Source organism: Salmonella sp. SAL00672, assembly GCF_046552175.1.
Taxonomy (GTDB): Bacteria; Pseudomonadota; Gammaproteobacteria; order Enterobacterales; family Enterobacteriaceae; genus Salmonella; species Salmonella enterica.
Map to the genome: position 1 here is coordinate 531,616 of NZ_JBGDUQ010000003.1, position 10,788 is coordinate 542,403.

The 10,788-nt window shown below is 50.8% G+C and carries 12 protein-coding genes and 1 tRNA gene; 6 read left to right on the forward strand and 7 right to left on the reverse strand.

The features are described from left to right. The first annotated feature begins 17 nt into the window (after positions 1-17). Positions 18-212 carry a DUF957 domain-containing protein gene (locus ACLJTG_RS12515; RefSeq protein ID WP_001537473.1) on the forward strand — a complete coding sequence of 65 codons (195 nt, stop codon included), beginning with the start codon at positions 18-20 and terminating at the stop codon, positions 210-212. Positions 213-289: 77 nt separating this feature from the next. Further along, positions 290-1,135, forward strand: a complete 846-nt coding sequence (locus ACLJTG_RS12520) for a DUF4942 domain-containing protein (RefSeq protein WP_001289297.1) — start codon at positions 290-292, stop codon at positions 1,133-1,135. A 139-nt stretch (positions 1,136-1,274) separates the two neighbouring features. Here the strand turns inward: ACLJTG_RS12520 and ACLJTG_RS12525 are convergent. Beyond that, positions 1,275-1,351, reverse strand: a tRNA-Asp gene (locus ACLJTG_RS12525). Positions 1,352-1,484: 133 nt separating this feature from the next. Continuing rightward, positions 1,485-2,216, reverse strand: a complete 732-nt coding sequence (gene dnaQ / locus ACLJTG_RS12530) for a DNA polymerase III subunit epsilon (RefSeq protein WP_001670675.1) — start codon at positions 2,214-2,216, stop codon at positions 1,485-1,487. A gap of 63 nt (positions 2,217-2,279) precedes the next feature. Here dnaQ and rnhA point away from each other — a divergent pair, with 63 nt between their 5' ends. Then, complete coding sequence (gene rnhA, locus ACLJTG_RS12535) at positions 2,280-2,747, forward strand: ribonuclease HI (RefSeq protein WP_000917872.1); 468 nt, start codon at positions 2,280-2,282, stop codon at positions 2,745-2,747. On the opposite strand, the gene ACLJTG_RS12540 is transcribed toward rnhA, so the two are convergent. Beyond that, complete coding sequence (locus tag ACLJTG_RS12540; protein ID WP_000801242.1) at positions 2,744-3,466, reverse strand: class I SAM-dependent methyltransferase; 723 nt, start codon at positions 3,464-3,466, stop codon at positions 2,744-2,746. The genes rnhA and ACLJTG_RS12540 overlap by 4 nt on opposite strands. Positions 3,467-3,500: 34 nt before the next feature. Between ACLJTG_RS12540 and gloB the strand changes: the two genes are divergently transcribed. Together gloB and mltD are read left to right on the forward strand one after the other, a co-directional pair. Next, on the forward strand, positions 3,501-4,256 hold the full coding sequence (gloB, locus tag ACLJTG_RS12545; RefSeq protein WP_001052773.1) for a hydroxyacylglutathione hydrolase: 756 nt from the start codon (positions 3,501-3,503) through the stop codon (positions 4,254-4,256). Positions 4,257-4,327: 71 nt separating this feature from the next. Beyond that, positions 4,328-5,695, forward strand: a complete 1,368-nt coding sequence (gene mltD / locus ACLJTG_RS12550) for a murein transglycosylase D (protein WP_000644706.1) — start codon at positions 4,328-4,330, stop codon at positions 5,693-5,695. Between the two features lie 55 nt (positions 5,696-5,750). Here the strand turns inward: mltD and ACLJTG_RS12555 are convergent, their stop codons facing one another. The 3 genes from ACLJTG_RS12555 to ACLJTG_RS12565 form a co-directional block, all read right to left on the reverse strand. Then, complete coding sequence (locus tag ACLJTG_RS12555; protein ID WP_000207233.1) at positions 5,751-6,521, reverse strand: class I SAM-dependent methyltransferase; 771 nt, start codon at positions 6,519-6,521, stop codon at positions 5,751-5,753. 77 nt (positions 6,522-6,598) lie between these two features. Beyond that, a complete protein-coding gene (locus ACLJTG_RS12560) occupies positions 6,599-7,399 on the reverse strand; it encodes an endonuclease/exonuclease/phosphatase family protein (RefSeq protein ID WP_001230970.1) in 801 nt (266 codons plus the stop codon). Positions 7,400-7,529: 130 nt separating this feature from the next. Further along, the gene (locus ACLJTG_RS12565) at positions 7,530-8,705 is read right to left on the reverse strand and encodes an MFS transporter (protein ID WP_020999968.1); all 1,176 of its coding nucleotides are present in this window, start codon (positions 8,703-8,705) and stop codon (positions 7,530-7,532) included. Between the two features lie 104 nt (positions 8,706-8,809). On the opposite strand from ACLJTG_RS12565, the gene yafC reads away from it, so the two are divergent. Next, the gene (yafC, locus tag ACLJTG_RS12570) at positions 8,810-9,724 is read left to right on the forward strand and encodes a DNA-binding transcriptional regulator YafC (RefSeq protein ID WP_198898196.1); all 915 of its coding nucleotides are present in this window, start codon (positions 8,810-8,812) and stop codon (positions 9,722-9,724) included. A 20-nt stretch (positions 9,725-9,744) separates the two neighbouring features. Here the strand turns inward: yafC and dkgB are convergent, their stop codons facing one another. Next, the gene (gene dkgB, locus ACLJTG_RS12575) at positions 9,745-10,548 is read right to left on the reverse strand and encodes a 2,5-didehydrogluconate reductase DkgB (RefSeq protein ID WP_198898195.1); all 804 of its coding nucleotides are present in this window, start codon (positions 10,546-10,548) and stop codon (positions 9,745-9,747) included. Positions 10,549-10,788 lie beyond the last annotated feature (240 nt).

A 10,788-nucleotide genomic window follows, 5' to 3' on the forward strand; every position in this document is an offset into this window, starting at 1 on the left:
CCCACTGAGGTAAACACATGCCATTAACCACTGAAGAAGGGCTGCAGATCCTGATCTGCTGGCTGCAGGACAATATCGACTGTGGTACAGAGATCATCTTCGATAACGACGATACTCTCACCGGTTCAGCAGCACTCCTGCCCTCTGTTGAACAGGCCCTGAACGAGGTCCGGATGATACACTACCTCCGGCTTTTACTTTCTCCGCAGTAACACCACCTTACTGACACTCGCATAAGCGCCGGTCCTCACAGACCGGCGTTTTGTGCTTATATAAAGGAAAGAAAATAATGTCAGAACACACTAATGCCGACCCCGAAGTCTTAACTGACCATACCGATATGATTTGCTCCACCAGCATTGAACGTATCGTCACCGGACGCAACGCTGCACTTGAACAGATCAGAACCGTGACTGAGCGGATTGCAGAAATATCGGCGCTGACCAGAAGCATCGGCGGTAAAGCCGCCCTGGACTGGGGCATGAAGCAGGATTTTCGCTGCGGCTGCTGGCTGATGGAGAAACCAGAAGCGGCAATGAAAGCTATTACCCGTAATCTCGATCGCAGCATATGGCGGGACCTGATGAAGAAGTCCGGAATGCTGAGTCTGATGGACGCTCAGGCCCGTGACCAGTGGTACAGAAACCTTGAAGGTGATGATATTCCAGCCATCAGTGAAGCGAATATACTCAGTACCTTTGAGCAACTGCACCAGAGCAAAGACGAGGTGTTTGAACGCGGTGTGATTAATGTGTTCAAAAGCCTTAGCTGGGATTTTAAGTCAAATTCGCCGTGTAAATTCGGGAAAAAAATTATCGTGAACGGTCTGGTAAAATGCGACAGATGGGGATTTGGACTGAACTGGGGCTGGCAGCGTGATCGGCTCGCTGACCTGGAACGTATGCTTATGCTGCTGGATGGGAAACCCGCTCCTGATAACCGTGCTGATGTGACCCGACGCCTAGGCGATCACATTCACGATAACAGAGGGAGTAACAGTTACGAGGACGAGATGTTTAAAATCAAATATTTTCAGAAGGGAACTGCCCATATTACTTTCAAACGACCGGAACTGGTGGATAAACTGAACGACATCATCGCCAGACACTACCCGGGGAGAGTGGCGGCAGGATGAGGCTCAATCGACACGCTGATGTCCGGTACAGGCTGATTTACACCGATGCAAGCCGGACGCTGATGGCATACTGAATGGCACACCAGAAAAAACAGGAAAAGAAAAAGGCCATGCTAATCAATAGCATGGCCTCGAATAGTGGCGGAACGGACGGGACTCGAACCCGCGACCCCCTGCGTGACAGGCAGGTATTCTAACCAACTGAACTACCGCTCCGTGATGTTCCCGCTGGGAACGAGGCGAATATTACGGTTTGCGGTGTCGCCCGTCAACGCTTTTTCTCACCTTTTGAATCAGTTGCTGCAAAAATCGCCCGAAGGATGATTTTTATAGCCTAAAAAGGAATAAATTACGCCCGCCAAAGGCAACTTCCGCCCTTTTTCTGCACCAGATCAAGCCGCGATTCATGCGCAGCCAGCTCTTCCTCAGAGGCAAAAACGACCCGTAACCGGCTGGCCTGGCGAACGATTCGCTGAATGGTCGCTTCACCTTGCTGCCGTTGCGTCTCTCCTTCCATCGCAAACGTCATGGACGTTTGTCCGCCCGTCATCGCCAGATACACTTCGGCAAGGATCTGGGCATCGAGCAATGCGCCGTGCAAAGTACGTTTGCTATTATCTATCTCATAACGCGAACACAGCGCATCAAGGCTGTTACGCTTGCCGGGGAACATTTTCCGCGCCAACGCCAGGCTATCGGTAACTTTGCAGAAAGTATTGGTTTTAGGAATATCGCGTTTAAGCAGACCAAACTCATAATCCATAAAGCCGATATCGAACGATGCGTTATGGATGACCAGCTCCGCGCCGCGGATATAATCAAGAAACTCATCGACCACATCAGCAAAAACCGGCTTATCCAGCAGAAACTCATCGGCAATACCGTGTACGCCAAACGCCTCCGGATCCACCAGCCGATCCGGCTTCAGGTAAACATGAAAATTGTTGCCGGTCAGACGACGGTTTATCACCTCAACCGCACCGATCTCAATAATCTTGTGACCTTCATAGTGCGCGCCTATCTGGTTCATACCGGTGGTTTCGGTATCGAGGACAATCTGTCGTGTAATTGCAGTGCTCATATCGGTCATTTATGTCAGACTTGCGTTTTGTTATCGATTTCAATTACAGGAAGTCTACCAGAGATGCTTAAACAGGTAGAAATTTTCACCGATGGCTCTTGCCTGGGGAATCCAGGGCCTGGTGGTTATGGCGCTATCTTACGCTATCGCGGTCATGAAAAAACGTTTAGTGAAGGTTACACGCTGACCACCAATAACCGTATGGAACTGATGGCGGCGATCGTCGCGCTTGAAGCGTTAAAAGAACATTGCGAAGTGACATTGAGCACCGACAGCCAATATGTGCGGCAAGGAATTACCCAATGGATTCATAACTGGAAGAAACGCGGCTGGAAAACAGCGGAAAAGAAACCCGTAAAAAATGTCGATCTGTGGAAACGTCTCGATGCTGCGTTAGGTCAGCATCAGATCAAATGGGTATGGGTCAAAGGCCATGCAGGCCATCCCGAAAACGAGCGTTGTGATGAACTGGCGCGCGCCGCGGCAATGAACCCCACGCAGGAAGATAGTGGCTACCAGGCGGAGGCTTAGCCATCCGGTTTGCGATATTGCCGGGTGGCGCCAACGGTCTGGCGGATAGGGGTTTTACTTTTATTATGTCGCAGCGGATTAAGCGTAAGCGGGATGGTCCGCTTACGGGCCACAATAAGCTGTAAACAGCCCAGCGCCGGGATATGCGTATTTAAAAGCCGCCCCCCCTGCTTTTTCCAGGGTAAGACATGAAAACGGCTATAATGTAGCACTTCAAAATTGAGTAAAGACAGCCAGTCCAGTTGCCGCATAAGGGTAAACATCCGACTATTATAGGGCGGTGTTTTACGTAAAACGGGTACCAGTTTACGTAACCCCATCAAACTCAGCGGGTTAAATCCACTGATGACCAGCCAACCGTCATCAATCAATACGCGGTCGGCTTCCCGCAATAAACGGTGCGGGTCGGTACACCACGGCAAAGTATGCGCCAGCAGACAAACATCGACGGATTTATCCGCAAAAGGAAGGTGTAGCGGATCGGCCAGAACCTGCATCGGTGAGCCCTGCGATGAAACATTCACCTGATGGGAGACCGCGCACGCTTCGGAATTGATTTCTGCGCTTAAATTACCGATTTTAAGCAAATGGAAACCATACATTTTTGCAAGCCACGGATTTAGCTGCTGTTCCAGCGCCTCACGGTAGTAATTGCCCCAGGGCAACTCACCCCAACATCCGGGCGCAACGACAGTTTGAGAGAGCCTTGCCGGTTTCATCGCAACCTTCCGCTAATTATTTGAGAGGTAATATATGAATCTTAACAGTATTCCCGCGTTTCAGGACAATTACATCTGGGTGCTGACCAATGATGAAGGCCGCTGTGTGATTGTTGATCCCGGCGAAGCGGCCCCCGTCTTAAAGGCCATTGCTGAACATAAGTGGATGCCGGAGGCGATTTTTCTGACGCATCACCATCACGACCATGTTGGCGGAGTCAAAGAGCTGTTGCAACACTTCCCGCAAATGACGGTTTATGGACCGGCGGAAACGCAAGACAAGGGAGCAACCCATCTTGTTGGCGATGGCGATACTATTCGCGTTTTAGGCGAGAAATTTACTCTTTTTGCCACGCCGGGCCACACGTTAGGACACGTCTGTTACTTTAGCCACCCTTACTTATTCTGCGGCGACACGCTGTTTTCTGGCGGCTGTGGTCGACTGTTTGAAGGCACGCCATCACAGATGTATCAGTCACTTATGAAAATTAACTCTCTGCCTGACGACACGCTCATTTGCTGCGCTCACGAATACACTTTAGCTAACATTAAGTTCGCATTGAGCATACTTCCGCACGATTCGTTCATAAATGAATATTATCGTAAAGTTAAAGAGTTACGTGTAAAAAAACAAATGACATTACCCGTTATTCTTAAAAATGAGCGTAAGATTAATCTTTTTTTAAGAACTGAAGATATTGATTTAATTAACGAAATAAACAAAGAAACAATATTGCAACAACCAGAAGCGCGTTTTGCATGGTTAAGGTCAAAGAAAGACACGTTCTGATAATTCTTACTTGTCATTCGCTAACTTCGCCGTTATGATCGGTCGTCTTTTAAGCAACTATTGACACACACATGAAGGCAAAAGCGATATTACTCGCCTCTGTCCTGCTTGTGGGGTGCCAGACGTCTCAGAACACTGGCAACGTCCAACAGCACGCACAGAGCCTTTCTGCAGCTGGTCAAGGGGAAGCAGGAAAGTTTACGAGTCAGGCACGATGGATGGACGACGGAACGTCTATCGCGCCAGATCAGGACTTGTGGGCTTTCATTGGCGACGAGCTAAAGATGGGAATTCCGGAAAACAGCCGGATTCGCGAACAGAAACAGAAGTATTTACGCAATAAGAGCTATCTCCACGATGTAACTTTACGGGCAGAGCCGTATATGTACTGGATAGCGGGGCAGGTTAAGAAACGTAACATGCCTATGGAGCTGGTACTACTACCCATAGTGGAGAGCGCTTTTGATCCTCACGCAACGTCTGGCGCCAATGCCGCAGGCATCTGGCAGATCATACCGAGCACAGGGCGCAATTATGGTTTAAAGCAGACCCGTAATTATGACGCGCGTCGCGATGTTGTAGCCTCTACGACCGCCGCGTTAGACATGATGCAGCGTCTGAACAAAATGTTTGACGGCGACTGGCTGTTAACCGTTGCAGCGTATAACAGCGGCGAAGGCCGTGTTATGCGGGCAATTAAAGCAAACAAAGCGCGTGGAAAACCGACGGATTTCTGGTCGCTTTCTTTGCCCAGGGAAACGAAACTCTACGTACCTAAGATGCTGGCATTGAGTGAAATTCTCAAAAACAGCAAACGCTACGGCGTACGTCTGCCAACAACAGATGAAAGCCGAGCGCTGGCACGAGTTCGTTTAAACAGTCCAGTTGAAATGGCCCAGGTTGCGGATATGGCGGGCATGTCTATCAGCAAGCTGAAGACGTTTAATGCCGGTGTAAAAGGGTCTACCTTAGGCGTAAGCGGTCCGCAATATGTTATGGTGCCCAAAAAGCATGCCGAGCAGTTGCGTGAGTCGCTGGCTTCCGGTGAGATTGACGCCGTTCAGTCCCAACTGATCGCCGACAATACGCCGTTGAATAGCCGTAGCTATAAGGTGCGCTCTGGCGATACGCTTTCCGGTATTGCTTCGCGGCTTGGCGTAAGCACGAAGGACTTGCAGCAGTGGAACAACCTGCGTGGTTCGCGCCTGAAAATCGGGCAAAGCCTGACCGTGGGCGCTGGCAGCAGCGCACAACGACTGGCAAACAATAGCGATAGCATTACCTATCGTGTCCGTAAAGGCGATTCGCTTTCCAGTATCGCCAGACGTCACGGGGTGAATATCAAAGATGTGATGCGTTGGAACCATGATACGGATAATCTACAACCGGGCGATCAGCTTACGTTGTTTGTGAAGGACAATAGCACGCCAGACTCCTGATATTGTCCGACGAAAAAGCCAAAAGGCGCCGCTTCCCCCGGCGCCTTTTAAATTGCTATACCGCTTTATGCGCTTCCAGCATGATAGTATCGCTGCTAAACGAACCGTCATCCTGCAACTCAAAATAACGCTTCACCTCTACCGGGGCACTCGCCTGATATAATCGAATCGCCTCAACCAACGGCGCTGGCGTACGCATCCGCGTTACCCATGAGCGAAACTCCAGCGATAAACGATCGGTTATCACGGTATTCGTTACCAGCATCGCATTATTGACCATCGCCAGCCATTCACCACTGGAATAATTACGGACATGCGACGTGTCGCGTAACGCCTCCACCGTTTGCAGCCAGATATCGCGTACAGGATGTCCTGGCGACATGACATCCATGATAATCAGCACGCCGCCGGGTTTTAATACACGATTAACTTCACGCAATGCCTGACCAACGTCGTGCCAGTGATGCGCGGAATAGCGGCTAATCACCACCTCAAACGATGCATCTTCAAAGGGCAGTTTTTCGGCATAACCTTGCCGGAGAGTAATATTACTTAAATGTCTTTCTTCCGCCGCTCCAGCGACAACCTCAAGCATGCTGGCGGATAAATCGTATGCCACGACCGAGTTGACATGTTGCGCAGCGACAAAACTCGCGTGTCCAGCTCCACATCCCATATCCAGTACGTTCGCCTGGGAAAAATCAGACAGCCTTTGCGCCAGCCGCACTAAGTCACGACCCGCTGCGTGAACGGCGCTATGTAAATAGGCGTTCGCCTGTGAACCAAACTGCTTTTCGACATTGTCATGGTGGGAATGCGTTGTCATGGTAGTGCCCTTCTGTTATGAGAAAAGTAAAGGGCAGCACCCGCAGAGGCCTGCCCCACGGCAGACCTGACGCACCTTTATTGCTCAGGTTTGCCGGGACTGAATTCAACGAGTAGCGGATTGTGATCGGAAGCGCGCGTCACCAGTACGGAGGCTTCATTCACGTTTAAACCACGATAAAAAACAAAATCCAGCGGTCGTCCAAACGCACGACGGCGTTGATCGTCAGTGAAACGCACCTGGCGCAGCGACATCTCACGTGCAAAGCGGTACAACGCATTCATACGTGGACGGCTCCAGGCATTAAAATCACCCGCCATAATGACAGGGCCGCTATGGTGCGCAATCTGGTCGCCGATCGGAAGTAGCTGCTTACTGTATACGTCCACGCCCAGACTAAAATTTACCGCATGAACATTTACTACCATTAATAAACGGGTATCCGGCAAGGGATATACCGTCACCAGGGCTGATTTCGCCAAACGTAAAATTGGTTCTCTTTCCCGTAAAGGGCAGCAGTAAACAGGATGGGCGGCAGACAGCGTCATGACGCCAGACGGGTGCTGAGGTAATACAAAAGCGGGAACCTGATCGGCGGCAAGATAGTTAGCGGTGGCAAACTGTACCAGTTCAGGCGTCGTCTGGGCCTCCTGCAACAGGACCAGATGCGCATCTTTGCCGTAGTTCTTCAGCACCGATAACCATTCGGCTCGCTGCTGCTTGAATATATTCCACACGAGGATACGGATCCGCTCTTCACTGCTTAACGGTTCCCCGGCGGGCAATGCCTGGCCAATGCTCGCAAACGACCCTGGCGGCAAAATCCGTTCGGCGGGCTGTCCGGCAACATAGCGCATCGCATAGGTGTTTTTTCGCACTTTTGACTTTCAAACCTCTATAACGTAACCAGTCCGGAAACGGAATGGTCTTTCTGTTATAGGGATTTTAGCACTCACTTTCAACGAACAATTGCAGTTTGTTTTGTAAGTAGGCGCTTACATCAATAATTTACTCCAGAGCAATGCGTACAGGTTTATCAAGACGTCCGCTGACACTCATCAGCAGGAAAGCCACCAGAACAATGAGGGCGCCAATCCACGGCGTCTGCGCCAAACCGTAATGCGCCACCGTTTGTCCGCCAATCACGGAACCCAGCGCAATACCAATGTTAAACGCCGCAATGTTCAGACCTGACGCCACATCTACCGCATTAGGCGTGAATTGTTCCGCTTTCTGTACCACGTAGACCTGCAACCCCGGTACGTTACCGAAGGCAAAGATCCCCATCACCAGAATGGTAGCCAGCGCGGCATACTGCGTGGAGGCCGTCACCTGGAAGACCATCAGCAGAACAAACAGCGCGGCGAAAATGAATTTCAGCGCCGGCACGGCACCATGCTTATCCGCCAGTTTACCGCCCCAGATATTGCCGATAGCCACTGATACGCCATACCCCAGTAAGATCCAGCTTACCGCTGCCGGGGAGAATCCCGCCAGATCCTGCATCATTGGCGCCAGGAAGGTGAATGCAGTGAACACTCCACCGTAGCCCAGCGCCGTAACGGCGTAAATCAGTAACAGACGAGGATGAGTCAGTACTTTCACTTGGTCACGAATGCTGGCGGCCGCCCGACCGGGAATATTGGCAGGGATCAGCAATTGACTACTCATCAGCGCAATCACGCCTAACAGTGATACCGCAAGGAAGGTCTCACGCCAGCCAAAATGCTGACCGATAAATGTGCCCAGCGGAACGCCTGTTACCAGCGCTACCGTTAAACCACCAAACATAATAGCGATAGCAGAAGCCGCTTTCTCTTTCGGCACCAGACTTGTCGCGATGGTAGAGCCAATCGAGAAGAACACGCCGTGCGCCAGGCCCGTCAGCAGACGGGCGACGATTAATGTCATATAGCCCGGCGCCTGCCACGCCAGCAAATTCCCCGCCGTAAACAAGACCATCAGCGCAACCAGTAACTGTTTACGCGGCAGGCGTCCGGTCAGAGCGGTTAGCACCGGCGCGCCAATAGCCACACCCAGCGCATAGATTGAAACCAGCATTCCGGCGGAAGGTAACGAGACAGCCAGTTGTTGTGCAATGGTCGGCACCAGGCCGACAATCACGAATTCAGTCGTGCCAATAGCGAAGGCACTTATTGTCAGTGCAAATAAAGCGAGAGGCATACATAACTCCATAACAGCAGTAATCAGATGACACGCAGTATGCCTGGATGTTTTAATGACAAAAATAGCCAAAATATCAATTTAATTTTGCTTCAGGAGCAAAAATGAAAGCCACCTCCGAAGAACTTGCAATTTTTGTCGCTGTCGTGGAAAGCGGCAGCTTCAGCCGGGCGGCAGAGCAGCTCGGACAGGCCAATTCCGCTGTCAGCCGGGTAGTTAAAAAGCTGGAGATGAAGCTCGGCGTCAGTCTGCTTAATCGTACGACCCGACAGCTGAGCCTGACTGAAGAAGGAGAGCGATACTTCAGGCGTGTGCAGCAGATACTGCAAGAAATGGCTGCCGCAGAAACGGAAATCATGGAGTCGCGTAATACCCCACGCGGCTTACTGCGTATCGATGCGGCAACGCCGGTAATGCTGCATTTCCTGATGCCGCTGATTAAACCTTTTCGTGAACGGTATCCGGAAATAACGTTGTCTCTTGTCTCCTCAGAAACGTTCATCAATCTTATTGAACGAAAAGTGGATGTTGCGATACGCGCAGGTAGGTTGACAGATTCAAGTCTGCGCGCGCGTCCGTTATTTACCAGTTATCGTAAGATTATCGCCTCACCGGATTATATTGCCCGTTTTGGCAAGCCAGAGACCGTTGAACAGTTAAAACGGCATCTGTGCCTGGGGTTCTCAGAACCTGTTTCGCTCAATACCTGGCCAATAGCCTGTAGCGATGGGCAGCTCCATGAGGTTGAATGTGGGATTTCTTCCAATAGCGGGGAAACGTTAAAACAGCTTTGCCTGAACGGTAACGGCATTGCATGTCTTTCAGATTATATGATTGATAAAGAGATCGCCCGGGGAGAACTGGTGGAACTGCTGGCCGATAAACGTCTGCCGGTAGAAATGCCTTTCAGCGCCGTTTACTACAGCGACCGCGCCGTCAGCACACGTATTCGGGCATTTATCGACTTTTTGAGCGAATATATAAGAACAGCTCCCGAAGGAGCTGTGAAAGAGGGTTAAAGGTACAAAGGATCGGGTAATTAATCCCAGGCAGGAGCCAGTCCTTCCGGGCTAACCAGACGATCGTTGCAGTCCAGTGCCGCGATCGCATTTTTATCTTCGGCATCCAGATGCAGGTCCTGCGCCAGCAGGTTGCTTGCCTGGTTTTCACGCCTGGTGGATGAAGGGATCACGGAGTAACCTTCACCCATTGCCCATGCCAGAATAACCTGCGCCGGGGTCGCATTATGTTTAGCCGCAATGCGCGCAATCACTTCATCTTTCAGCGCTTTACCGTATGCCAGCGTCATATAAGAGGTGATGTGGATACCGTGCGCTTTCGCCCAGTCAACCACCTTACGATTCTGCAGATACGGAGATAGCTCAATCTGGTTGGTGGCGATATTGTCTGCGCCCACCGCGGCAATAGCCTTTTCCATCAACGGAATGGTGAAGTTTGAGATGCCAATTTCGCGAGTCAGCCCTTGTTTTTTAGCTTCCAGCAATGCCTGCATAAATTCTTCGACAGACACGGCATCACCCGGAGATGGCCAGTGGATCAGCGTCAGATCGACATAATCGGTACGCAGTTTTTTCAGGCTCTCTTTCAGGCTTGGGATTAGCTTGTCTTTGCTAAGGTTTTCAATCCAGACCTTGGTGGTGATGTACAGCTCGCTACGTGGTACGCCGCTCTCAGCAATCGCCTGTCCAACAGCCGCTTCATTATCATAGATTTGCGCAGTGTCGACAGCACGGTAGCCCAGTTCAAGCGCCGTTTTCACAGAAGCGATAACCACGTCGTCTTTCAGGCGAAAAGTACCTAAACCGAATGCAGGGATAGTCATAGAATTCCTCTTTTTAATCACTATGTTCGTTAACTGAGGGGATTATGACCTTCAGCGCTTTGCAGAAAAAGAGCGAGAAATGCAGAGGATTTTTGCGAATTGAGCAATAATTAAATGACAGGCAAAGAAAAAGCCCTGAGCTAATGCTCAGGGCTCTTAATAAGTGGCGGAACGGACGGGACTCGAACCCGCGACCCCCTGCGTGACAGGCAGGTATTCTAACCAACTGAACTACCGCTC

Excerpts from the sequence above, each read along its gene's own strand:
- ACLJTG_RS12540 (WP_000801242.1), bottom strand. The coding sequence starts at position 3,466 with ATGAAACCGGCAAGGCTCTCTCAAACTGTCGTTGCGCCCGGATGTTGG.
- gloB (WP_001052773.1), top strand. The coding sequence starts at position 3,501 with ATGAATCTTAACAGTATTCCCGCGTTTCAGGACAATTACATCTGGGTG.
- ACLJTG_RS12520 (WP_001289297.1), top strand. The coding sequence starts at position 290 with ATGTCAGAACACACTAATGCCGACCCCGAAGTCTTAACTGACCATACC.
- mltD (WP_000644706.1), top strand. The coding sequence starts at position 4,328 with ATGAAGGCAAAAGCGATATTACTCGCCTCTGTCCTGCTTGTGGGGTGC.
- ACLJTG_RS12555 (WP_000207233.1), bottom strand. The coding sequence starts at position 6,521 with ATGACAACGCATTCCCACCATGACAATGTCGAAAAGCAGTTTGGTTCA.
- ACLJTG_RS12565 (WP_020999968.1), bottom strand. The coding sequence starts at position 8,705 with ATGCCTCTCGCTTTATTTGCACTGACAATAAGTGCCTTCGCTATTGGC.
- ACLJTG_RS12515 (WP_001537473.1), top strand. The coding sequence starts at position 18 with ATGCCATTAACCACTGAAGAAGGGCTGCAGATCCTGATCTGCTGGCTG.
- dnaQ (WP_001670675.1), bottom strand. The coding sequence starts at position 2,216 with ATGAGCACTGCAATTACACGACAGATTGTCCTCGATACCGAAACCACC.
- yafC (WP_198898196.1), top strand. The coding sequence starts at position 8,810 with ATGAAAGCCACCTCCGAAGAACTTGCAATTTTTGTCGCTGTCGTGGAA.
- rnhA (WP_000917872.1), top strand. The coding sequence starts at position 2,280 with ATGCTTAAACAGGTAGAAATTTTCACCGATGGCTCTTGCCTGGGGAAT.
- dkgB (WP_198898195.1), bottom strand. The coding sequence starts at position 10,548 with ATGACTATCCCTGCATTCGGTTTAGGTACTTTTCGCCTGAAAGACGAC.